Source organism: Saccharibacillus brassicae (assembly GCF_006542275.1).
Taxonomy (GTDB): Bacteria; Bacillota; Bacilli; order Paenibacillales; family Paenibacillaceae; genus Saccharibacillus; species Saccharibacillus brassicae.
Genome location: NZ_CP041217.1, coordinates 3657639 through 3681947 on the forward strand (window position 1 = coordinate 3657639; position 24309 = coordinate 3681947).

Sequence of the window (24309 nt, forward strand, 5' to 3'; positions counted from 1 at the left end):
TCGTGCTTGCGGCTGGTTTTTTTCTATCGTGCATTCTGGTAAAATGAATCTGTACATATACGAACGTTCATTCGCTTTTTCAGGCCGTTCGATCGGTCTGTCCATGGAGGAGGAAGTCACATGAAGCTGACCGCAATCGTAAAAAGCGCGGGGCGCAAACGCGGCGTGGCGGGCCGCGAATTCGATCTGCCGGGCATGCCGCGCACGCTGCGCGAACTGATCGACCAGACCGTGCGGCTGATGGTCGCGCAGTTCGAAGAGAAATTGGCCGGTGACCATCTGCTGCCGTATTTGACGGAGCAGCAGGTCGAAGAAGGCGCCCAACGGGGCAAAGTCGGCTTCGGCGCCGTCTACGGGGGGAAATCGCCGGACGCCGAACAAGCCGTGTCCGCGGCTGTGCTGGGATTCGAAGACGGGCTGTACCGGGTATTCGTGCGGCAGGAAGAAGTAACGGGGCTCGACGTTCCGCTGACGCTCGCGGACGGCGACGAAGTGATATTCATGCGTTTTACGATGCTGGCGGGCGGGTTCTGGAACCGCTGATCTCATCAACCCGATCGAGGAGGCACCAATCATGAACGAAGAAGAGCAGTTTCGGCAGGAAGAACAGTATTTTGAAACGTTCAAAAAAACGGCGGGACGGCTCGCCGGGCCGGACGCCGAGCTCGCGGCCTGCCTGTGCGAAATCGTCGAAGAAGGTTACGTGAGCGAACATCAGGAGAGCGTGCGGAATATGCGCCGGCTGCTTCTGGAGCGGGCGCAGGGCGACAAGGGAAGCCTGCTGCGGCCGCTGGAAGAGGTCATGTCCGCGCTGGCGGGAGAACCCGCCGCGCAGCGGGTCCGGCGGATGGCGCAGCAGGCGGCCGATTATCCGTATTCAAGCGGCTATATGCGGCGGCCGTTCCGTACGGCGGACCTGTCGGCCCATCTGACGCGCGTCCTGACGAACCTCGTCGGGCATCTGTGGATGGAGGCGTCGGACTTTTCGCTGGATCTTTATCTGACGCAGCGCGACTATTCGAACTCGAACGGGCGCACGCGGTCTTTTTACCGGATTAGCCAGTCGCTGCCCGACCTGATCGCGCAGAAGCTCGACGAACGCGAGGCCGGCGTCGAATCGGCGCTGCGCGACATCGTGCTCGGCGAGAACCAGACGGCTCTGCTGAGCCGCGAGATGCTGGCCGGCATGCTGATGAGCCATCGGCCGGACATGCACGGGTTGGTCGGCGACCTGCTCGTCGCGGCGAGGCTGCAGGAAGGGCTGCGGCAGTCGATCGTGGAGAGTATGGACTTCGGGACGCCGGAAGCTTTTTCCTATTTGCTGAAGCTGATTCTGGACCAGGGCTTCGTCCGTTACGCGTCCGTCGTCCGCGCCGCGGGCGTCTGGACCGGGCTGCCGTTCGAAGCGTCCGATTCGCGGGTCGCCGCGAAGATGCTGGAACGGCTCCATGCGGCGCTGTCCGATCCGAAGACGCGAGCCGGCTGGCTCGAATCGGACAACGCGCAGGAAGTCTACGCTTCGCTGTTCGCGCAGGCGTGGATCGAGGAAGCGGAGCTGCCGGAGCAGGTGCGCGGGATTATGGCCGGAAGCGTGCATTACCGCAAAGTGGCGGCTCAATACGTCCTGTCCATGAGCCAGCGCTCGGAGCTCAAGCACGCTTCCGCGGTCGAACTTCTGCACGGCGGCGAACGCGACCCGGAGCTGCTGCACTGGATGCTCGTCAATTATACATACGAATATGCCGTACAATGGGGGATGCCCGACGAAGACGGGCCGCCGATGCCGTGGCTGGAAGGCGGGCCGAGCAAGCTGGACCTGCGGGAAGCGCCGGAATTGAGCGACAAGGCAGAGCGCCGCAGGCAGTTCGAAGCGTTCGCTTCGCTGCTCGGGGACGGGCCTGCCAAGCCGGTGACCGGCATTTCCGGCGCGCTCGAATTTTTGTCGTATACGTACGAGCCGGCCGACGTGCTGCGCAAAATGATGTATCTGGCCGCCTACGACATGGACCCCGAATGGGTGGGACGCCTGATCGGGCTGTCCGGTTCCATGAGCGCGGACAGCCGCCACGATTTGTTGAAGTTTTTCCTGACGCGGCCGGATTCGGCGGAGCAGCGCGCGTTCATCTTCGATACGCTGGCGGACAAAAACATCCGCAACCGCGAGACGGCGCTCAAGCGGGCCGTCATGCTCCAGCTGAGCGACGACGAGCTGCGGCGCGTCGAGAGCATGCTGAAGCTCAAGACCGGCTCGCTGCGCCAGAGCGCGATCGCCCTGCTGCTGGGCCAGCCGCGCGAAGCGCTGGCCAGCGCGCTGAACCGGCTGCTCGGCGCCAAAGCGGAGCTGCAGCGCCTGGCGGGCCTGGAGCTGCTGACCGAACTGTCGGCCGACCCGGAGCGGGCCGGCGATTACGAAGCGCTGCTGCCGCTCGCGCAGCAAGTCGCGGAGCCGACGCCCAAAGAGTCGCAGCTGCTGCAAAAGCTGGACGCGCCGCAGCGAAGCGAGCAGGCCGCCGCCAAAGGCTTCGGGCTCTGCGATCCCGAAGCGATCGAGCCGTGGCTGCTGGAGGCGTCCGGCCCGCAGGCCGACTTCGACCGCCTCTTCTCGCTCGATCCCGAACGGGCCGGCGCGTTTATCCGCGGCCTGGACGAATTGATCCATACGCTGCGCGATACGGAATACGAAGTGGAGCATTACGCGGGCGCCACCGAAAAGCTGCTGCTCGGCGCGGAATTCCGTCCGTTTTCCTACGGGGCGATCGGCTCTTACAACGCGGCGCTGGAACCGGATTACAAGCGGGAATCCGCGCTTGACCGGTATCCGCTGGCCGACGAATGGCGGAAGTACGTACAAGAGAGCGGCTTCGGGCCCGAAGAGCTGTTCGGGCTGTACCTGATAGCCAGCACGAAGCGGCTGTCCGGCAAGGTCGGCGATCATTACGGCGAATTCGCGCCTTACTACGATTATCAGAAAATGCAGCGCATGCCGCTGCTCGCGGATTGGCGCGAAGAATACGTGCAGGGATTGTATCCGCTGGAGTCGTTGAGAGCGGGATGGCAGGTGCTCGAAGACTGCCGCTACGCCGCGGCGGTCGCCATGCTGCTGGGTGCCTTTTTCGAAGACAGCGCACCCGAAATCTCTTTCGATGCGGCGGCTTCGGCGCTGGAACGGCTGTTTGCACAATTCCCGGGAGACGCGCCGGAAGAAGACCGTCCGATCTGGCTCGTGCTGGCTCAGGACTGGAACGCCCTGCTGCGCCGGCGCGCGTACGACGACGCTTCGTTCAAGCGCTGCATCTCGCTGGGCTACCGCTATGACAAGGCGCGCCGATCGTTCAACGGCCAGCGCGGGTCGTCGCTCGATATCCGCCTGCTGTTCAAGGCGCACACGCTCGGCGTGCTCGGCGACAACGAGATCTACAAGCAGCTGCTCGGCGAAGAGGCCCCGTATCTGCTGCGCACTTTGACGTCGAATCCGCCGGAGGAGCTTACGCGAAGCGAAGCGCTGCAGGGCATCCTGCGCACAATCGTCGACCGGCTGCTCGACATCGAGCTTGCGCGCGGCGATCTGGCGACCGAAGCGACTTCCTATACGTCCGCCCTGCAGCGGATCGAAGGCGTGGACGTCCTGCTGCGCATTCTCGTCAGTCTCGGCGGCGAGACGTTCGTGCGCGGCTACATCTACGGATACGGCGACAATCTGACCAAAAAAGAATCGCTCAGCGCCCTGCTGAAAAACTGCTATCCGGCGGAAGGCGACGACGCGGCCGCGCTTGCCGTCAAACTTCAGGGCACCGGTCTGTCGGAGCGGCGGCTGCTCGAAGCGTCCATGTACGCGCCGCAGTGGATCGAGATCGTGGCGGAGCATCTGGACTGGCCGGGACTGCGCAGCGCCGCGTGGTATTTCCACGCCCATATCAACGAGAGCTTCTCCGCGGAAAAAGAAACGATCGTCGCGCATTATTCGCCGATTACGCCGCAGGAGTTCAACGACGGCGCGTTCGACGTCAAATGGTTCGAAGAAGCGTACAAAGCGCTCGGCGCCGAACGCTTCAAGCTGCTGTACGACTGCGCCAAATACATCTCGGGCGGTTCCAACCATCGCCGCTCGCAGCTGTTCGCGGACGCGGTGCTCGGCAGGCTGAAGCTCGGCGAAGTCCGCGCGCAGGTCGCGGCCAAGCGCGGCAAAGACCAACTGCTCGCCTACAGCCTGATCCCGCTTGCGCGCAGCAAGGAGAAAGATCTGCGCGAACGCTACGACTATATCCGGAAGTTCCTGCTAGAGAGCCGGCAGTTCGGCGCCCAGCGGCGGGCCAGCGAAAGCGCTGCGGGCCAGATCGCGCTCGGCAACCTGGCCCGCAGCGCGGGTTACGCGGATGCGATCCGCCTCCAGTGGGACATGGAAGCGGGCAAGATGGACGATCTGCGCGTCCATATGCAGCCGACCGAAGTCGGCGACGTGCGCATGAAGCTGGTCATCGACGAACGGGGCCTGCCGGAGATCGAAGTGGAGAAGGGCGGCAAAGCGCTCAAGTCGATCCCGTCCCGGCTGAACAAGGACGAGGGGGTCGTTCGGCTCAAAGAGATCAAGGCCGACCTGACCGAGCAGCATCGCCGCTTCGTGCGCGAGCTGGAACGTTCCATGGAGACGGCGGCCGCGTTCTCCGTGTCCGAGCTGCTCAAGCTGCACGGCAATCCGGTCGTGTCGCCGCTGCTGGACACGCTTGTGTTCCGTCTGGAGGAGACATCGCCGGAACTTCCCCGGGTCGGCTATTTCCGGGCCGACGATTCGTCGCTGCTCGATATTGCCGGCGGCGGGAACCTGCCGCTTGACGGCGAAGCGGCGCTGGTGCTCGCGCATCCGGTCGATCTGCACGCCAGCGGGCAGTGGCCGCTGTTCCAGCGGGACTTGATCGAGCGGGGTCTGCGCGATGGGCAGGACGGCAAGGGCGGCCAGAACGGGCCGGCAGGCCGCGCGCAGGCGCAGCGCCAGCCGTTCAAGCAGATCTTCCGCGAATTGTATCTGCCGAACGCGGACGAGCGGGCTTCGGGCGCGTTCTCGTCCCGCTATGCGGGACATCAGGTGCAGCCGGGCAAGACGGTCGCGCTGCTGCGCGGCCGCGGCTGGACGGTCAGCTACGAAGAAGGGCTGCAGCGCGTCGATTACAGCCGCAATATGATCGCGACGCTGTACGCGATGGCCGACTGGTTCTCGCCGGCGGATACCGAAGCGCCGGCGCTGGAAACGATCCGGTTCAGCGACCGCCGCACGCACCGGCCGATTCCGCTCGCCGACGTGCCGCCGGTGCTGTTCTCCGAAATTATGCGCGATGCCGACCTCGTCGTCAGCGTCGCCCATGTCGGCGGCGTCGATCCGGAAGCGAGCCTGACGACGATCGAGCTGCGCACCGCGATCGTACGCGAATCGCTGCTTCTGCTCGGCAAGAATAACGTACGGATCGACGGCAGCTACGCCCGAATCGACGGGACGCTCGGCGAATACGCCGTGCATCTGGGCAGCGGCATCGCCTACAAGCAGGCGACGGGCGCCCTCAATATCATCCCGGTCCATGCCGGGCAGCGCGGCCGCTTCTTCCTGCCGTTCCTCGACGAAGATCCGCGCACGGCGGAGATTTTGTCGAAGATCGTGCTGCTGGCGGAAGACGGGCAGATCAAAGACCCGCAGATTTTGGAGCAGATCAAGGGCTGATCCCGGCGGATGGATGCCGCACCGAACGCCGCGTCACACGCCGCATGAAACGCCGTATGAAATAGGCCGGCGAACACCCGCGATCCGCCCGGCGTCAACTGGCGGATTCGGCGATTTTTAAAATTACTGACCTGTAGGGTCTTTTACGGGGTAATCATAGGATAGAGGCCGACCGGCCGGTCCAAGACCTACCGGGGCGGCCGCGCGATCACGGAAAGGGTGTGTGTGTTATGGCTAAATCGATTATGGGAAAAATTCGCTCGAACACGCAGGGAGAAGGTCGGGCGACGCTCGGGACCTATCTGTTCGACTGTCTGAAAAAAGAAGGCGTGACCGAAGTGTTCGGCGTGCCCGGCGACTACAACTTCACGTTGTTCGACACGCTGGAGAGCCGCGAAGGCATCACGGCGGTGCCGACCCGCAACGAATTGAACGGAGGGTACGCGGCCGACGGCTATGCCCGGATCAAAGGGCTCGCGGCGCTCATTACGACGTTCGGCGTCGGCGAGCTGAGCGCGACCAACGCGCTGGCCGGCGCTTACAGCGAGAACGTGCCGGTGATCCATATCGTCGGTTCGCCGAAATCGGAGAAGCAAAAGCAGCACAAGCTGATGCACCATACGCTGATGGACGGCGATTATGACGCGTTCCGCCGCATGTACGAGCCGATCTCCGCGTACACGGCCGTGCTGACGCCGGCCAACGCGATGGCCGAGATCCCGAAAGCGATCGAGATCGCGAAGCGGACCAAGAAGCCGGTCTATCTGTCCGTCGCGATCGACCTCGTGGACCAGCCGCTCGCGACCAAGGCGGCGAAGATCGAACAGCCGAAGACAAGCGAGTCTTCCTTGAAGTCGGCTTCGCGGCAGGCGCGCAAACTGCTCAAGTCTTCGGAGCGGGTCGTGCTGCTGAGCGACGCCAAAGTGAAAAGCTGGAAATGGGAACCGCTCGTGCGGGAACTCGCGGAGGTTATGCAGATTCCGGCCGCGTCGACGATCATGGGCAAAGGCGGCTTCGACGAAAGCCATCCGAACCATATCGGCATGTACGGCGGAACGCTCGGAAGCGAGAAAGTACGCGAAGTCGTGGAGAACGCGGACTGCCTGATCGTGGCCGGTTACGTGCCTTCGGATACGAATACGGGCGGCGGAACGGCGGAGCTGAATCCGAAGAAGATGATCGTGATCCAGCCGGAATCCGTCGTGATCGGCGGACAGGAATATGCCGACGTGCTCGGCGCGGACATGCTGCGCGAGCTTGCGGCGCTCGGACTGACGGCGGCGCTGCCGGTTCCCGCGGCCGAACATCCGTACAACAGCGGCACGCAGCTTGACGGCAGCAAGCCGCTTCGGGCCGACGACTATTATCCGCTCATTCAGCGGCTGCTCCAGCCGGGAGACGTCATCGTGGCCGAGACCGGCACGTTTGCCTACGGCTTGTCGCAGACCAAGCTGCCGCAGGGCGCGACCTATATCGGGCAGGGCGGCTGGCAGAGTATCGGCTACGCGACGCCGGCCGCGCTCGGCGCGTGCGTGGCGGCGCCCAAACGCCGGGTGCTGCTGTTTACCGGCGACGGTTCGCTGCAGCTGACCGTACAGGAACTGAGCACGATGATGGATCACGGCTGCAAGCCGATCGTGTTCGTGCTCAACAACGGCGGCTACACGATCGAGAAGGTGCTGAATTTCCGGGTGCCGGTCGAAGAACAGACGTACAACGAGATTCCGGGCTGGGATTACGTCAAGCTGGTCGAAGCGTTCGGCGGCGGGGCTTACGCGCAGCGCGTCCGGACGATCGGCGAGCTGGCGCGGGCGTTCCGCGAAGCGGAAATGCAGCGCGGCGACAAGCTGTGCCTGATCGAGATGATGGTATCCGACGGCATGGACGCGCCGGATTACCTGCTCCGGTTGGGCGAAGAGATGGAGAAGCAGGAGAGCTGAACCGGGGTCCGTTTCCCGGCCGGATCTGCACGGGAGTCCGCGTTTCCTTCGGGAAACGCCGGACTCTTTTTTGTTTTTGACAAAAAAAGCTCGAAACGGAAACTTTGCGCGCCGCGCAGGCGTCTATACCTGTGATGAGCCGATTGGCGCTTTCAATATTTCAACGACAAGGAGAGGGTACGGGGTGGAAAAAGGATGATGGCAAAAGTTCGGCGTACGGGATACGCAAAAAGGTGGATCGCGACGGTGCTTGCTTTGGCGGCGGTGTTTTTCCTGTCGATTCAGGTCGTTCAAGCGGCTTCAAGCACGAAGATCGTCCTGAATGACAGGGAAGTGACCGGGGCCCGAGACGTACTGACCGTGAAAGGCACGACAATGGTTCCGATCCGGGTCATCTCGGAAGAACTCGGGTATCCGGTCGGTTGGAATTCGGCCAGCCGGCAGGTGACCGTAGGCAGTCCGGGCGACAAGCTCACGCTTACGCTCGGCAGCACGGCGGCGATCGCGCCGGAAGGCACGATCATGCTCGAACAGGCTCCTTTTTCGCAGGGCAATACGACGTACGTGCCGCTGCGCCTGGTCGGTACGAAGATGGGACTGACGGTCAAATGGGATAACCGCGCGCAGACGGTCTTTTTGCAATCGCCGCCTCCGCTCGAAGCGCCGAACCAATCGGGGCCGAACGACGACGTCGATCCGCCGAAGCCTCTTCCGGGAGGCACCCCGCAGGCTTCGTCGTCGGTCGAGCAGATCAGCTTCAGCGAGAACCGGGTTATGATCGGCGTGAGCGGAAGCGCGGAACCGAAAGTGTCCGCAATCGCTTCGCCGAACCGGATCGTCGTCGATCTGCCGAACACTTCGTTCAGTCCGCTGTTCGCGGAAGGACAAGGTCTGCTGATCGGCCAGCAGGGGCAGATCGCGGCATCCGGCTCGCCGGACGTGACCGGAATCCGCTTCGCGCTCAACGACGATTCGCCGATGCGGGTCCGGATCGTCATTGATCTCAACAAAGCCAAAGGCTACGAAGTGTACCGCGAAGGCAGCCTGATCTTTATCGATCTGAACAAGCCGAGCGGGCCTTCGACGCCGGGCATCGGCGACGACGGGAAGAAAGTCGTCGTGATCGATGCCGGACACGGCGGCAAAGCGACGGGCGCGATCTACAGCGGAGGACCGACGCTCACGGAAAAAGAAGTCAATATGGGCATGGCGCTCAAAGTCGAAGCGCTGCTCAAGCGGGTGGACGGCCTCGACGTCATCATGACGCGCAGCGACGATACCGACGTCTCGCTGCAGGGTCGGGTCGATATCGCGGAAAGCGTCGACGCCGACGTCATGGTCTCGATCCATGCGAACAGCATGCCCAAAGGGACGAAGCCGACGAGCGGCACCGAGACGCTGTACACGAAGCCGGAGAGCAAAAAGCTGGCCGAGACGATTCACAAATACGTGATCGTCGCGACCGGCCTGCCGGACCGCAAGGCGAAGTACCAGAATCTGCATGTGGACCGCGAATCGAGCATGCCGACGGCGCTGGTCGAGACCGGCTTCCTGTATGTCGGAGGCGACGTCGACAAGATTACCGATCCGGTCTGGCAGGACCGCGTGGCGGAAGCGATCGCCCGCGGCATTACCGAGTATCTGGGCTTGTAAGCAGACTCTCGGGTGGCCGGCAGCGGCAGGACGGAAGCGCATGTGAAGGGACGGCCGGAAACGGCCGTCCCTTTTTGTGATCCGATGTCCGCTTCCCGGGTTATAAAGAATAGAGACCGCGGCGGCTGACCGCCACAAGCGGCCCACGGAGAGGATGGAGGATACGCATGAACGGCTTGAACCCCAAACGATCGGCCGCGTTTCTGCTTGCTTTTGCGGCAGCCGGCCTGGCTTCCGGCACGCTGCTCGGCTTGACGCTCAAAGCGGCGCAGGACTTGAGCGGACACCGTGTCTACCGCCTGCTGCTGAACGCGGACTATGTGCCGGTACTCAAACAATTTCGGTTGACCGAGGTAACGGAATTCGTCATACATCTGTTCATTTCCGCCGCGCTGTGCCTGATTTTGGGGTGGATTTGGCAAAAAAGAGCGGATCGCCGCATGCCGTCCACGGCGTCGATGATCGGCGTTACGGCGCTGATCGGCGGCGTCGTCGGGCTGCTGCTCTATCCGACGACGCTGCTGTCTGCCGGAGGCACGCCGCCGATCGACAGCCTGCCGGCGTGGGCCTGGTGGCTGGCGGCGCATCTGCTGTACGGCGCCGCGTCGGGCCTGCTGCTTCGGGCGGTCCTGCTCGCGCAGCGTCCGAGGCGGCGTATGTAGCGTCGCAAAAAATCGGTTTTCGGGTAAAGAAACGATCGAAACGTTTTTGCGGCAGCGGGGATCCCTTTCTTGCGCAAACAAGCATGCCCGCCGCTGCGCCGATTGTAAAGAGAATATTAAAATTCTTTTTAAAAATGGTGACACAGAGCTTCGATTACCTTATAATTTAGTCGATTAAAGAATATAACAGAACAAAAAAGTAGTGGTACAAGGAGGGATCGGCCATTCTATCCCTGCAGGAAGTCAGCAAGACGTACACGGCACAGGGACAAACGTTTCGGGCCGTCCTTCCGGTCAGCATGGAGATCGAGACGGGCGGCATCCACGGGATCATCGGCACGAGCGGCGCGGGCAAATCGACGCTGCTGCGATTGATGAACCTGCTGGAGCGGCCCGATACGGGCAAGGTGCTGTTCGAAGGACGCGACCTGACGGCTATGGGCGAACGGGAGCTGCGGGAAGCGCGGCGCTCGATCGGGATGATTTTCCAGCAGTTCAATCTGGTGCATAACCGCACCGTGCACGGCAATGTCGCTTCGGCGCTGGAACTTGCGCGAACGCCCAAGCGCGACCGCGAGCGCCGGATCGGCGAAGTGCTGGAATTCGTCGGACTGCAAGACAAGGCCGGGCAGTATCCGGCGCGGCTCAGCGGCGGCCAGAAACAGCGCGTCGGTATTGCGCGGGCGCTGGCCAGCAGCCCCAGGCTGCTGCTGTGCGACGAGCCGACTTCGGCGCTCGATCCGCAGACGACGGAAGACCTGCTGAACGTCCTGCTGCATATCAACCGGACGCTCGGCGTGACGATCGTCGTCGTGACGCATGAGATGGAAGTGGTCAGGCAGATTTGCACGAGCGTCTCCGTCATGGAGATGGGCGAAGTCGTCGATACGTTCGCGCTGCCCAAGCGCGCGGACGAAGGCATTCGTCCGAAGCTGACGTATCGGGAGCAAATTCTCGGCACGGTGCGCGAGGAGGAGACGCCATGAGCCTCGATCGAATCATGGAGATCTGGGCGCAGTATCACGAGCAGATCTGGGAAGCGATCGGACAGACGTTCTACATGGTCGGCATGTCCACCGTCGCGGCTATAATTCTGGGCATTCCGCTTGGAACGCTTATCTATTTGACCCGGCCGGGCGAGATGCTGGCCAACCGGAGCGTGTCCGTGTTCGTGAATACGCTCGTGAACGTTATTCGCTCTTTCCCGTTTCTGCTGCTGGTCGTGTTCATGTTTCCGATCACGCGGGCGATCGTCGGGACGACGATCGGGACGACGGCGGCGACGATTCCGCTTGCGATCGTGGCGATCGCCGGGTATTCGCGCCTCGTCGAGCAGGCGCTTGTGGAAGTGCCGCGCGGTGTCGTGGAAGCGGCCCGTTCGATGGGCGCTTCCCGGCTGGAGATCGTCTGGAAGTTTCTGTACGTGGAAGCGCGTTCGGGCCTCGTGCTCGGCCTGACGACGTCCATCGTCAGCTTCATCTCGTATTCGACGGTCGTCGGCATCGTCGGCGGCGGGGGCGTAGGCGATTTCGCGATCCGCTACGGGTACCAGCGCTTCGAGATGGACGTGACGATCTGCATGATCGTGCTGATGGTCCTGCTCGTCCAGATCGTTCAGGTGGCCGGCAGCACGCTGTCGCGCAAGATCGACAAAAGGTAAGGACAAGGACGGTCGGGCACTCTTGGAACCATCTTATTTTATCCAAATAAACGGAGGTATACCCTTACCATGAAAAAGTCCCTGATTTTGATTCTGACCGCGCTGCTGCTCGTTCTGGCCGGCTGCGGCCAAAGCGCTTCGACTTCGTCCAACACGTCCGGCAGCGCTTCGGACGCTTCGGGCGCCGCCGCACCGGAAGAGAAGAAGAGCACGGAGATGACGACGATCAAAGTCGCTTCGCTGCCGGCTCCGATGGACGCGATCCTGCTGCTCGTCAAGCCGCTGCTCGTCGAAGACGGCATCAACCTGGAGATCGTGGAGATGTCCGACAATATCCAACCGAACGACGCGCTGGCGAACAAGGAAGTCGACGCGAACTTTTTCCAGCACGTTCCTTATGCCGAAGCTTACAACGAAGCCCGGGGCAGCAAGATCGTGCCGATCCAGCCGGTGTATAACGCGCTGTACGCGGGCTATTCCAGCAAGCACAAATCGATCGAAGAACTGCCGGACGGCGCGATCGTCGTCATCCCGAACGATCCGCCGAACATCGCGCACTCGCTGCTGCTGCTCGAACAGAACGACCTGATCGAACTCAAGGAAGGCGCGGGCATCAAGGCGGGCCTGCAGGATATCACTTCGAATCCGAAAAACCTGGAGTTCAAAGAAGTCGACCTGCTCACGCTCAACCGCATGATGGACGACGCCGACCTCGTTACGATGTATCCGGCTTACGCCAAACCGCTCGGATTGTCGGCGAAGAAAGACGCCCTGATCGTCGAAAAAGACATGGAGGCGTTCGCGATCACGCTGATGGCGCGCGAAGACAACAAAAACGATCCGGCGCTGCTGAAGCTCGCCGAGCGCATGCGCGGACCGGAAGTCGTGAAGTTTCTGGAAGAAGAGTACACGGACACGTATCCGGCGTTCTAAGACTCGCTGCCGGGCAAGCGCAACACCTGTCGGACCGATCGGCTGCCGCCGATTGGTCTTTTTTTGTCGAAAAATGGGATTTTCCTTAACAAAAGCAAGCCGCCTGCCGAAATACTATGGAGAGCAATTCAATTTAGGTAAATTATACAGACACCAGAGAAGAGGACGGACAGTTGAAACTTACGATTAAGCAGAAGTTATTCGGTGGATTCGGTACGATGATTGTATTGATCATTATCTTGAACAGTCTGACCAATATGGGGACACAGACGCTGCAGAAACAGGCAGAGCAGTTGAAAACGCACGATATTCCGAGTGTCGTCATGCTTGAAGAGATCAATGACCGCCTCAAGACGATCGATCAGCTGACGATGCGCAACATTTTGGAGACAAGCGATGCCGATATGGGCGGAAGCCGCGAACGAATCGATCTGGCCATGCGCGAAATGAACGAGCAAATCGAAGCGTACGCCGCGCAGCAGACTTCGGACGAAGAACGCGAAGGCGCTTTGCAGTTCCAGCAGGCCGCTGCCGGTTACGGACAATCGGTCACGAAAATTTTGGATCTGTCGGAAGTGAACCGCGACGACGAAGCCGCGGCTTTGCAAAGTCAGACGCAGGAGCTCGTCACGAAGATGACGGAAGCGCTGCACGGGACGCTGGACCAAAAAGTGGCGGCGATGAACCTTTCGGCCGAAGCGCAGACCGAAGCCACGGGCCGCATTCTGATCATTTCCGTTTCGGCGCTCGTCATCGCCGTGCTGCTCGCCGTGCTGCTGACGCTGCTCATCTCGCGCAGCATTACCCGTCCGCTCGGTTCGATGATCCGGCAGGTCGATTATATGGCGGCCGGCGAACTCGACAAGATCGACGACCTGCCGACCGGGCTGAAGGGCGAACTCGGCCAGTTGGCGTCTTCGCTGCAGCAAATGGGCCGCAATCAGCGCGATATTCTGCTCGAAGTGGGCCGGACGGCCGGAGCGCTTTCCGCGTCCGCCGAAGAGTTCAAATCGGTCGCGCAGGAAAGCGCGGACGGCGCGGAACATTCGGCGAATTCGATGCAGCGCATGGCCGAGACGAGCGAGTCGCAGTTGAACGCTTCGCGTTCGGGCGGCGAACTCATGCAGCAGATGCTGAACAAGATCGTCGTCATCCGTGACCGCGTGTCGGAGACTTCCGAATCGGCGCATACGGCCAGCGGCAGTTCCGAACGGGGGGGCGAAGTGGTGCACGAAGCCGTGCGCCAGATGGAAGCGACCGTCGTCGGCATGGACGGCATGACCGAGGCGGTGGACACGCTTAACCGGCGTTCGCTGGAGATCGGCGAAATCGTCAAGCTGATTACGAATATCGCCAAGCAGACCAACCTGCTGGCGCTGAACGCCTCGATCGAGGCGGCGCGCGCGGGCGAACACGGCAAAGGCTTTGCCGTCGTCGCAAGCGAAGTCGGCAAATTGGCCGAGCAGTCGTCGGCGTCGGCTTCGCAGATTATCGACATGATCGACAATGTCCGCGAAGACGCGCAGCAGCTCAGCCGGATCATCGCGCAAACGTCCGGGCAGGTCTCTGCCGGACGCGATGCGATTCGGGCGACCGGCGACCTGTTCGGCGATATTCGCCGCACGGTCGAGCAGGTAGGCCGCCAGAGCGAACAGGCCGCGCAGGCTTCCGGCGAGATGGTGCAGGTCGTCGAAAAGGTCGCGTCTTCCATCATGGAAGGCGGAAGCCGGATGGAGCACACCGCCGAAGAGATCCAGAACGTCTCGGCCGTGTCCGAGCAGCAGGCAGCTTCCATGCAGGAGATGTCCGCAGGCGCGGCGTCGCTGTCGGAAATGGCCGATGAACTTCAGCGGCTCGCTGCGCGCTTCACGCTATAAACCGAGTTTGCAGAAGACCTCTTCCTTCAAGGAAGGGGTCTTTTGGCCGATATAGGAAAAGATGGTCTGCACAAAGCATGAAACGGCAGGCCGCAGAGAGATCGCATAGAGATAAAGGGGATGAACAGGTTGGAGATTCGGGGGACCGGCAAATGGTTCGGAAAAGGGGGCGCCCTGCTGCTGGCGGCCGCGCTGATCACGGGGACGGCGGCTTCGGCGCGGCCCGAAACGGCGCACGCTTACAGCGTCTGGAACGTCTATAATGAAGCAATGCGGCTGGACAAGCAGGGCCGGTATGCCGAGGCGATCGCCAAATACGAACAGGCCGGCCGGGAGATGGCGGCCAGCCGCGATTACGGCAACGCCGGGCGGATGTACCGCAATGCGGGAGAAGCTTACGTGAAGCTCAAGCGCTACGACCGGGCCGTCGTCAGCTGGGATCTGGAATCGGCGTATTATGCCAAGGTGAATCTGGTGCAGGACAGTATCGCCGTCCAACGCAAAGCGGATGCGCTGCGCAGTTCGGTGCAGCTCTATTACGGAACGGGGCTGTCCGAAGCGGCGCTTGCGGGCCGCGAGCGCGGTCTGGCTCCGCTCGAACCGGCCAACGGCATCCTGCTCGGCGCGTACGCGGAACAGAACCCGAAAGTGCATGCGACGAACGGCAAATTCTATACGAACGAATATCCGAAATTTACCGGCAAAAAGCACGCGGGGTACTTGATCTACTTCACGTACGGCACGCCGCTGTCCACGATCCGGTCGCATCTCGACGCGGCCAAGCGCAGCGGCACGGCGATCGAACTCGGCGTACAGCCGCTGCAGGGCATGGGACAGGTACGGGATGACGCGTATTTGCGGCAGCTGGCCCGGGACGCCGCGGCTTCCGGCGTGCCGATCTTCCTGCGTTTCGCGAACGAGATGAACGGCAACTGGACACCGTGGAAAAGCACGCCCAAAACGTATATCGAGAAATTCCGGCTCGTCGCGGACGTTTTCCACGAAGAAGCGCCAGGCAGCGTCGCGATGGTATGGGCGCCCGGCGCCAATCCGATCGACAATCTCCGCAGTTATTATCCGGGCGACAAGTACGTCGACTGGGTCGGCGTCAGCCTCTATTCGATCTACAATCCGTCCGCGGACCCGCTGAAGCAGGGCATCGACCGCAGCAGCCATATCGCCAAGCTGGACGCGGTCTACGGCTGGTACGCCGACCGGAAGCCGATCATGATCGCGGAAGGTTCGGTCTCGTACATGTACCCGGAGAAAATGCGCGACGTGACCGAGTGGTCCGTCTATCAGACGCAGCAGCTCTACGCGACGCTGCCGATGAAATACCCGAAAGTCAAAGCGGCGTTCTGGTTCGACGTCGACACGCAGGGCACGACCGACCGGGTCAAATATTACGGGTTGTCCAACAACGACAAGATGCTGGCGGCGTACCGGAAAGCGATCGCGAATCCGTTCTATCTCAGCGGGATCGGCGCGAACACGACGTTGTCGTACAATCCGATCGCGGCGACCGTTCCGGCCCGCAAGTTGAGCGTGTCCGGCTACGTCAAGACGTGGTCGCCGACGCTCGGCCGGGTCGTCTACAAGATCGGCGGCAAGCAGGTCGGCGCAGCTGCGAATCCTCCGTGGACGGCCGAGCTCGATTTTTCCAAATACAGGGGCAAATCGATTACTGTCGACGTCGCGGCTTACGACAAGCAGGGCAAATGGGTGACGACGCAGTCGGTGAAGACGAAAGTGCAGTGAAATACGCGCAAAGACGGACTCCTTGGAGTCCGTCTTTTGCTTTTGGGTAAAAATAGGAGAGCCAATATGATCCGCGAACCCCAAAAGGAGGCCAGGCCGTCATGGAACTGTATTTTAAAGACAATTTTCTAAGCACCGGCGTAACGGAAATCATGGACGACAGCGGAACGGAAATCGGCAGGCTGGATCTCAAAAGCGTATTCAGCCCTTCGGTCGACGTGTACGGCAGGTCCGGCGAATTGTTCTACGCAGGCAAGCTGGAGACGTTCGATCTTCGCCGCCGCTGGATGGTGTACGACGCGAACGGGGCAGAAGCGGGCGAACTGCGATCGAAATTCAGCTTCGCCGGCCGGGTTTTCGAATACGACGCGGGCCGGCGAGGGTTATACGGCATACAGGCCCCTTTTTCGCTCGAAAAGTTTTCGATCACGGCAAACGACGAGGAGATCGCCTCTTTCGCCAACACGAACAAGTGGTTTAGTCCCCATGCGTATGTGCTGCGGGCGCCTTCCCCGCGAATCGACCTTTACGAGTGGGTCGCGGTCGTCATGGGAATCAGCGCGCTGTTGACCGACGGGCAGTGATACGCCATAAAGCGTTTTACTCCGCCGGAACGGAAACGGCCCGCGGCTGCAGCAAATAGTCCATGTACAGTTCCGCGCTTCGCCGAATCTCTTCGTCGTTCGTGCGCGAGTTGACGCCGTAGTATACAAAAGGCGTCTCGTATGCCGCCTCGATATAGGCTGCCGTCACTTCGAACGGAGTCAGCAGCGCGGAGATCTCGTACCGGAACGCTTCTCCCGGCCGGTAATCGGTTTCCCGTCCTCCGGCGGTAATGGCGAGACCGATGCTTTTGCTGCGAAACAGATCGACGCCGTTGCCGTAAGCCCAGCCTTCCAGCAGCACTTCGTCCAGCCACTGCTTGATCATCGGCGGGCAGTTGAACCAGTAGAACGGAAATTGCAGCACGATCCGGTCGTGCGCTTCAACCAGTGCCTGCTCGGCAGCGATATCGATGACGCCGTCGGGGTATTTTTCATGCAGGGAGCTGATCGTAACTTGTTCGGGGTGCTTCGCGGCTTCTTCCAGCCATTTGCGGTTGACGCGGGAAGACGCCAACGTCGGATGGGCGGCAATGATCAAGGTGTTCTTCATATCGGTCAGACCTCCTGATGTTCGAATGGGCGGGAGCGAATCCCGGCGGAACGGGTGGATTCGCATCCCTCTTGATCCCATTGTAGAAGCCGGAGAAGATCTGCGTAAGTACGCACTTTTCGGTAACCGCTCCACTCGGCGAACGCTCCACTCATCGAACGCTCCAATCAGCCGAATCGCCCGGGTCGCCCAAAGGCCGTCAATCCGCGGTGTCCGGCAGGTCGGCTTCCGGTTCGAACGGATCTTCGAGCATCAGGCGCCGGTCCCCGTAGACCCGGTCCAGATGGGCCTCGCCCCAGTGGCAGAAAAAGTCCAGCACGCCGATGAATTCGCTTCCGTATTCGCTTAATTCGTATTCGACTTTGGGCGGAACTTCTTCGTAATCGCAGCGCAGCAGCACGCCGTCCCGCTCAAGCTCCCGCAGCTGCTGGGCCAGCATCTTGTGGCTGATCTCCGGTATGAGGCGCCTGAGTTCATTGAATCTTTTCTTGCCGGATACCAGATGGTAGAGAATAAGACTTTTCCATTTTCCGCCGATCACGTCCAGCGTCACTTCGACGCCGACCCGGTACTTTTTGCGCGGCTGCTCCTGCTCCATCGGCTTTCGCTCCTTTCAGCTGCCCGTTGTGCGGCTTTTAGGTTAGAATAGCATGATTCGGGAAAAGGAAGCGAGAGGAGGCAGGCGCCTGCGCCGTCTGCATAGCCCGCAGTCGACCGCGCACCAAAAAGCTTCGCCACCCCTTTGCGGGGCAGCGAAGCTTTTTTTGAGGCTAAGCAGCTAACCAAATGACGATCGGAATTTGGCGCGAATCAAGCGAAAATCGCTTTATTTGCCGCTCCAGACCACGTCGATCACGTTAAAGCCCTGGTTGTTGCCCGTGCCAGGCTTGCCGTCGAGCGTAACGGAGAACGAGCTGCCCGCGTTTACGATAGTGAAGGCCGAAGCGCTCACCTGCTCGGACTTGCTGGTCGCGCCTTTTTGGACGAAATACTGCTTGTATTGGTTGCCGAGCGACAGCAGATCCTGCTTCGTCGTGTAGCGGAACGTCGCGGAAGGCGTACCCGTGCCGCCGGCTACGCCTTCGACGAGGTCGAAGATTTTGGCATCGGCCGGCAGAGGGAAATCGGCCGGGATATGCTGCGGACGCTGGGACGTAGTCGACGGTGCAGGCGTCGTAGTCGACGGTGTCGTAGGTGCAGGTGTCGTAGTCGACGGTGTCGTAGGTGCAGGCGTCGTAGTCGACGGTGTCGTAGGTGCAGGCGTCGTAGTCGACGGTGTTGTAGGTGCAGGCGTCGTAGTCGACGGAGTCTTAGGTGGAGGCGTCGTAGGTGCCGGTGTCGTAGTCGGCGGCGTTGCCGCTGTGCTGCCGATCACGACGCGGCTGTTCTTCGCATCGTAGGTGACGGACGTATCCAGCGCGTCGCCGATCGAACGTACCGGCAGATACGTCGTGCCTTTATAGGTGATAGGGGCAAGCGCTTTGCCATTTCCGTCGGTCGGGGTAAAGGCTGTTCCGTTCACGATCAGACTGAGACCGCTATTTAGCGAAGCGCGAATCTCCTGCAGGTTCGAACCTGCATACACGCCGGCGGAAGCGCTCAGCGTCAATCCAAGTGTCAGTACAGCGGCCGTAACTTTTTTCTTCATAACGTTTTATTCATCCTTCCGGTTCTTTTTTTACCGACAAAAAGCTGGAGGATGTATCGCATGGTGTAAAGTCGGTTGGAACCCATTAACCGGGTTACTCCCGTATTCAAACAAGATGCCAAGCAAATGAGTCGTTTGGCACCCAAGCGGGAGACAGGGGCTTTTTACGGGTAAATAGGCTTGGGCAGATATAACCGGACAGACCGAGGAGGCGCAGAGATGAACTTGTATTTTTCGGATAAATTTTTTAGCGCAGGAACTGTGGACATCATGAACGAAGCCGGCGAAGCGGTCGGACAGCTCGATCTTCGCAGCTCGTTCGGCTCGGCTGTGGACATCTACGGCCCGCAGAACGAACTGCGGTACACCGGCAAATTTCGTATGATGCTCAACCGGTGGAACGTGCTGGACGCCCAAGAGTACGAGCAGGGCGAACTGCGTCCGCGCTTCACGCTGCTCAGCAAAAAGTTCGAATACGACGCCGGCGAGCGTGGAGTGTACGAGATCGAATCGCCGAACTTTTCCAAAGACTATTCGATTACGCAAGACGGCGCGGAAGTCGCGAATTTTGCCAAAACGAACGGCTGGATGCGAACCGACGCCTACGTGCTGAGCAACCGTTCCCGGCTGGACGATTACGAACTGGTCGCGGTCGTCATGGGCGTCAACGCGATTCGCAAACGTCAGCAGTCTTCGTCCTCCTAGAATTGCGGCAGATCGGGCGCAGCTGGCGGGCAGACGGGAAAACGACCTTGCGCTTATGGTAAAATAGAAGGCAAAAGGTTACGGGGAGGCTGTACCAGCGTGAAAAATTTGCTCGTTACCGGCTACCGCGCGAACGAACTCGGCATTTTCAACCAGAAGCATCCGGGCATTCCGTTCATTCGCGAAGCGATCAAGCGGCGCCTGATTCCGTTGATCGAGGAAGGGCTGGAATGGGTTCTCACTCCCGGTCAATACGGCGTCGATCTGTGGGCGTGCGAAGCGGTGATCGAATTGAAACAAGACTACCCGCAGCTCAAGCTGTCGATTCTGGCGGCTTTTGCGGGGATGGACGAGAAGTGGAGCGACGAGAAAAAAGAATACTGGCAGAACCTGCAAAAGCAGGTCGATTATTACGGATTGGTCAGCAAAGAGCCGTACAGCGGACCGTGGCAGTTCAAGGCGCGGGACGGGCTGCTGCTGCGCAAAAGCGACGGCATGCTGCTCGTGTACGACGACGAAGGCGCTCCGGGCAGTCCGCGCTATTTCCGGGAAGACGCGATCCGCAAGCGGGACGAGGAAGGGTATGTGCTGATCCAGATCACGCCCGAAGATATCCAGTCGGTCGCGGAAGACATGCAGGCCGATCTGGTCGACGCGCAGGGCGAAGGCATGGACCCGGACGACGCGCAGGGCATCGGCACGGATTGGACATAGGCGGGCCGTAAGCGGCGCAGCGGCGGGGAATCGAAAGGGAGGCAGGCATGGAACTGTATTTTGGCGGTAAAAAAAGGTTCGGCAAAAGCACCATCCGGCAGATCGGCGGCAGCCGCAAAGGATCGGTCGATTACCGCTTCAAAGGAGCGGACGGCCTCTGCGTACTCGACGGCGACGACTACGTGCTGTACCGTACCTACCGGGAACGATTGTCCGAACGCTGGACGGTCCGGAACGCCAAAGAAGAAGTCGCCGGCACGCTGAGCCGGGAATCGGCTTTTTCCGACACGCGGTTCGAATACGACGCCGGCGGACGCGGCACGTATCTGATCGAGGAAGACATCGGCGGCTACCGGATCGAAGGCACAGGCCAAGCCGCCTTTGTCGATCTCAAGCGGCGCCGGCTCCAAAGCGACGAATACTGGCTCCAGACAGACGATACCCAAAACGGCGGCGTCAGCGAATACGAATGGGTCGCCGTCATTCACGGCATCTCGGCTCTGCGCGAACGTTCGCCGTGGACGACGGCGGTGACGGCGATCGGCAGGATATTTTCGTAGCGGGACGCGGAGGAGCGTCAGGGGAGAAGGGTCGGAAAGCGGAGGTCCGGGAAGACTGGGAAAGGTCGCGGAAGGCACGGACTCCCCGGGAAGAAGCGGGGAGATCGGGAAAGAGCCGGACGGCGGTAGAATCCCGGCAAGACACGGCTATATGAAAACCGCCGCAGGCGGCGTTCCTCGGAACGCGCCTGCGGCGGTTTTTGGGTGCGGCGGCTGCGCCAGGCAGCACCGTGGATCGGGCGGAGCGCGTACTTACTTGCGCGAGAATCCTTCTTCGGCGAGATACTCGTTGGCTTCGTCGAGCGTCTCGAACGCCATTTCCAGGCTGGCCCCCGAGTAGATGAAATAGGTCTCGTCTTCCAGCTTCAGGATCAGTTCCTGTCCGCTGCCGTCTGTCCAGATCTCGTCGTCCGGAGCGGCCGGAAGCGCAGCCGCCTGGGCCGGCTTCGGGCTGCGGGCAGCGGAATCCGCGCCCGGAGCCAGCGAGCGGATCGACGCTTCGATGATCTCGCGCAGCTGTTCTTCCGTGAAGTCGCGGACGTTGACGAAGCCTTTGTCGTCCGGCTCGTAACCGCCGATCAGCCCGGCGAACACGTAGCCGTTGCCGTTCGGATGGAAGCGGTAGCCGACCGTTTTTTTCTCGTGCGCGCTGCCTTCAAAATGGTAATTGACCCGGCCGAGCGATACGTCTTTGCGTTCCAGTTCCGGAAACGAATCCAGAATCGCGATTTTTTGTTCAAAAGTAAGCATATGCGGGTTGAACCTCCAGGAAATTGAATTAGTCTGTTTCTCATTATAGCACACGCAATCGGAGGCGATTCGAAGCGGACCGCGAAGAGATCCGATCGGGATGGATGGCGGGAGAATCGGAACGCGTCAGAGTATGCCAGAACACATCAGAACGCATCTAAAAAAATCATATCGGATCAAAAAGAATGGCATCATATCAGGGCGTATCAAAAAGGATCACATCTCATCACATTGAATCCTATTGCATCGCATCCCATCAGGCCGCATCAAAATTGCACCGGGGTAAAGCCTGCCCCGCGCTCTTTTTCCGAAATAACGTCCTGACGACACTTATTTTCCCGCAGACGAGCCCGCCTTACAAATAACGTCCTCACGACACTTATTTCGGCTCTTCTTGAGACTTGACCTTCTTTTTAGGCAAAATAACGATCGTATCGCACTTATTTCGAAAAAGAAGCGGTCAAACGGGAAATTAGTTGTGCTCAGGCAGTTATTTCTCCGCTCTGAGCTGAGCTCTCGTCTCCGAGCAGAGATCTCGTCGGGCGGAAGGGCGGAGCGGCGGCATTCGGCGGACAAGCGATCGCACGGCGGCGTAGCGTCACAGCGGCAGCAAAGGCGCCAAAACGCGCAGCAAAAGCGCATCCGCTCGCGCCTGCCCCGTCGCTCTGTTGCGCAGGCCCCTTCGCCCTGCTGCGCCTGCCCCTTCGCCCTGCTGCGCCTGCCCCGTCGCTCTGTTTCGCATGCCCCTTCGCCCTGCTGCGCAGGCCCCGTCGCCCCGCGCGAGCGGATGCACCAAAAAGAACCCCGTTCACCTAACGTGAACAGAGTCCTGTTTGTCCGCATAACGCCACCGCCGCCGCGATTCGATCTCAGCAGCCGACACCGCCCGCGGAGCCGACCTGTTTTACAGCAGGCCGACCATTTTCAATCCGTGTGCGATGCCGTCGTCTTCGTTCGTCTTCGTGATCCACTTGGCGACCGCTTTCACTTCCGGCAGGCCGTTGCCCATCGCGACGCTGTTCGGAATGCCGCCGAGCATCTCCAGGTCGTTCAGCGCGTCACCGAACGCATACTGGCGCTCGGGCGGGATGCCGAGTTTGTCCGTGATTTTGCGAATGCCTTCGAGCTTGCTACCGCCCGCGGGCAGCACGTCGGCCGACAGCGGATTCCAGCGGATAAAAGACAGGGAAGGGAAGATCGCGTCGTACAGCGCTTCGTCCGCCTCGCTGCAAAACAGCGAAGCCTGATAGACGAACCGCTCCTTGTAAAAGTGCGGGTCCGGCGTCGACAGCGAAATGTAGTTGAGCATCATGCCGAAGCCCTGCGCGACGAATTCGTCGTCCGGCACGGTCGCCGTCATCTGTTCGTCGTCGATCAGGATGACCGGATGGTTGTGCTTCAGGGCGATCTCCGTCATCTGCTCTACGGCGCGCGTGTCGATCGGGTTCGTGTACAGCACCTGGCCGTTCAGCACGACGTACTGCCCGCTGTAGCTGACGTAGGTGTCGATGCCGAGTTCTTCGCGGATTTCCTTGAACATGAATTGCGGGCGTCCGGTCGCGATCGCGACGATATGGCCCCGGCGTTTCAGTTCGAGCACCGCTTCCTTGGCGGACGGGGGAACTTGCTTGCGTTCGTCCACGAGCGTGCCGTCAATATCGAAAAAGATAATGCTTGGTTCCATGGTGTACCTCCGATTCTTGTGGGGATGGATAGCGCTTCGGGCGTTCCGTTACAGCAGACCCGCCAGCTTGAGGCCGTGGGCGATGCCGTCTTCGTTGTTCGAAGTCGTGACCCATTTGGCGGCGTCTTTGGCTTCCTGCAGGCCGCTGCCCATCGCGACGCTGTTCGGAATGCCCCGGAGCATCTGCAGGTCGTTGAGCGCGTCGCCGAAAGCGTATTGGCGCTCCAGCGGTATGCCGAGCTTGTCGGTGATTTTGCCGATGCCTTTGAACTTGCTGCCGCCGGCCGGAAGAACGTCCACCGAGAACGGATGCCAGCGAACGAAATCGAACGCTTCGAGCTGCTCCTCGTACGCTTTTTCCTCGCCTTCGGCGCAGAACAGCAGCGATTGGTAGATAAAGCGGCCTTTGTAATACAGCGGATCGTGCGTCGGCATCATGCCCACGTTGAGCGTGCCCATACTCTCCAGCACGCGTTCGCTGTCGGGTACGTTGGCGCGCATGTCTTCGTGATCCATGTAGACGATGGCGTGCTCGTTCTTCAGAGCGAGGTCGGTCAGCGTCTGCAGGGATGGCTCGTTCAGCGGGTTGGTGAACAGGACCTGGCCTTCCAGCACGACATAAGAGCCGTTATAGCTGACATAGGTGTCGATATTCAGTTCTTCCCGGATATGATCGAAAAAGAAAGGCGCGCGTCCCGTGGCGATCGCGACGATGTGCCCCTGCTCTTTGAGCGCGGTGATCGCTTCGCGGGTCGAGTCGTTGATCTGTTTGTCGTCGTTCAGCAGCGTTCCGTCCAGGTCGAAAAAGATGATGCTTCTCTCCATGATGCGTTTCCCTCCGTTTGCGTCGGCCGCGCACATTCCGCGGCGCTGCGCGATTAATTACGGTTTCTGGTCTCTGTC

Annotated in this window: 20 protein-coding genes; 14 read left to right on the forward strand and 6 right to left on the reverse strand. The window is 60.7% G+C overall.

Annotated elements, in window-relative coordinates; genetic code table 11:
• The first annotated feature begins 120 nt into the window (after positions 1–120).
• The 11 genes from FFV09_RS15180 to FFV09_RS15230 all read left to right on the forward strand — a co-directional run bounded on the left by FFV09_RS15180 (position 121) and on the right by FFV09_RS15230 (position 16774).
• Complete coding sequence (locus tag FFV09_RS15180; RefSeq protein ID WP_141448612.1) at positions 121–543, forward strand: hypothetical protein; 423 nt, start codon at positions 121–123, stop codon at positions 541–543.
• 31 nt (positions 544–574) lie between these two features.
• Entirely contained in the window at positions 575–5707 is a 5133-nt protein-coding gene (locus tag FFV09_RS15185) for a DUF4132 domain-containing protein (RefSeq protein ID WP_141448613.1), read from the forward strand.
• Between the two features lie 230 nt (positions 5708–5937).
• The gene (locus tag FFV09_RS15190) at positions 5938–7647 is read left to right on the forward strand and encodes an alpha-keto acid decarboxylase family protein (protein WP_141448614.1); all 1710 of its coding nucleotides are present in this window, start codon (positions 5938–5940) and stop codon (positions 7645–7647) included.
• A 195-nt stretch (positions 7648–7842) separates the two neighbouring features.
• Positions 7843–9300, forward strand: a complete 1458-nt coding sequence (locus FFV09_RS15195; RefSeq protein ID WP_141448615.1) for an N-acetylmuramoyl-L-alanine amidase family protein — start codon at positions 7843–7845, stop codon at positions 9298–9300.
• Between the two features lie 167 nt (positions 9301–9467).
• Positions 9468–9962 carry a hypothetical protein gene (locus tag FFV09_RS15200; RefSeq protein ID WP_141448616.1) on the forward strand — a complete coding sequence of 165 codons (495 nt, stop codon included), beginning with the start codon at positions 9468–9470 and terminating at the stop codon, positions 9960–9962.
• Positions 9963–10186: 224 nt separating this feature from the next.
• Positions 10187–10948 (forward strand): methionine ABC transporter ATP-binding protein, encoded by a 762-nt coding sequence (locus tag FFV09_RS15205; RefSeq protein WP_141448617.1) that lies wholly within the window; start codon positions 10187–10189, stop codon positions 10946–10948.
• The gene (locus FFV09_RS15210) at positions 10945–11622 is read left to right on the forward strand and encodes a methionine ABC transporter permease (RefSeq protein WP_170315046.1); all 678 of its coding nucleotides are present in this window, start codon (positions 10945–10947) and stop codon (positions 11620–11622) included. The genes FFV09_RS15205 and FFV09_RS15210 overlap by 4 nt, the downstream gene beginning before the upstream one ends.
• A 69-nt stretch (positions 11623–11691) precedes the next feature.
• Entirely contained in the window at positions 11692–12555 is an 864-nt protein-coding gene (locus FFV09_RS15215; RefSeq protein ID WP_141448618.1) for a MetQ/NlpA family ABC transporter substrate-binding protein, read from the forward strand.
• Between the two features lie 173 nt (positions 12556–12728).
• Entirely contained in the window at positions 12729–14432 is a 1704-nt protein-coding gene (locus FFV09_RS15220; RefSeq protein ID WP_141448619.1) for a methyl-accepting chemotaxis protein, read from the forward strand.
• Positions 14433–14552: 120 nt separating this feature from the next.
• A complete protein-coding gene (locus tag FFV09_RS15225; RefSeq protein WP_141448620.1) occupies positions 14553–16190 on the forward strand; it encodes a glycosyl hydrolase in 1638 nt (545 codons plus the stop codon).
• Positions 16191–16291: 101 nt separating this feature from the next.
• Complete coding sequence (locus tag FFV09_RS15230; protein WP_141448621.1) at positions 16292–16774, forward strand: hypothetical protein; 483 nt, start codon at positions 16292–16294, stop codon at positions 16772–16774.
• A gap of 16 nt (positions 16775–16790) precedes the next feature.
• Here FFV09_RS15230 and FFV09_RS15235 read toward each other — a convergent pair whose 3' ends face one another.
• The 3 genes from FFV09_RS15235 to FFV09_RS23990 all read right to left on the reverse strand — a co-directional run bounded on the left by FFV09_RS15235 (position 16791) and on the right by FFV09_RS23990 (position 18993).
• Entirely contained in the window at positions 16791–17345 is a 555-nt protein-coding gene (locus tag FFV09_RS15235; RefSeq protein WP_141448622.1) for an NAD(P)H-dependent oxidoreductase, read from the reverse strand.
• 199 nt (positions 17346–17544) lie between these two features.
• Positions 17545–17943 (reverse strand): winged helix-turn-helix transcriptional regulator, encoded by a 399-nt coding sequence (locus FFV09_RS15240; protein WP_141448623.1) that lies wholly within the window; start codon positions 17941–17943, stop codon positions 17545–17547.
• A gap of 228 nt (positions 17944–18171) precedes the next feature.
• On the reverse strand, positions 18172–18993 hold the full coding sequence (locus FFV09_RS23990) for a stalk domain-containing protein (protein ID WP_212635442.1): 822 nt from the start codon (positions 18991–18993) through the stop codon (positions 18172–18174).
• Between the two features lie 219 nt (positions 18994–19212).
• Between FFV09_RS23990 and FFV09_RS15250 the strand changes: the two genes are divergently transcribed.
• From FFV09_RS15250 to FFV09_RS15260, 3 genes are all read left to right on the forward strand, one after another.
• Entirely contained in the window at positions 19213–19698 is a 486-nt protein-coding gene (locus tag FFV09_RS15250) for an LURP-one-related family protein (RefSeq protein WP_141448624.1), read from the forward strand.
• A gap of 99 nt (positions 19699–19797) precedes the next feature.
• Complete coding sequence (locus FFV09_RS15255; RefSeq protein ID WP_141448625.1) at positions 19798–20412, forward strand: SLOG family protein; 615 nt, start codon at positions 19798–19800, stop codon at positions 20410–20412.
• A 47-nt stretch (positions 20413–20459) separates the two neighbouring features.
• The gene (locus FFV09_RS15260; RefSeq protein WP_141448626.1) at positions 20460–20972 is read left to right on the forward strand and encodes a hypothetical protein; all 513 of its coding nucleotides are present in this window, start codon (positions 20460–20462) and stop codon (positions 20970–20972) included.
• Between the two features lie 252 nt (positions 20973–21224).
• Here FFV09_RS15260 and FFV09_RS15265 read toward each other — a convergent pair whose 3' ends face one another.
• From FFV09_RS15265 to FFV09_RS15275, 3 genes are all read right to left on the reverse strand, one after another.
• Entirely contained in the window at positions 21225–21722 is a 498-nt protein-coding gene (locus FFV09_RS15265) for a hypothetical protein (protein ID WP_141448627.1), read from the reverse strand.
• Between the two features lie 904 nt (positions 21723–22626).
• The gene (locus tag FFV09_RS15270) at positions 22627–23406 is read right to left on the reverse strand and encodes a Cof-type HAD-IIB family hydrolase (RefSeq protein ID WP_141448628.1); all 780 of its coding nucleotides are present in this window, start codon (positions 23404–23406) and stop codon (positions 22627–22629) included.
• Between the two features lie 48 nt (positions 23407–23454).
• Entirely contained in the window at positions 23455–24234 is a 780-nt protein-coding gene (locus FFV09_RS15275; protein ID WP_141450488.1) for a Cof-type HAD-IIB family hydrolase, read from the reverse strand.
• Between the last annotated feature and the right edge of the window lie 75 nt (positions 24235–24309).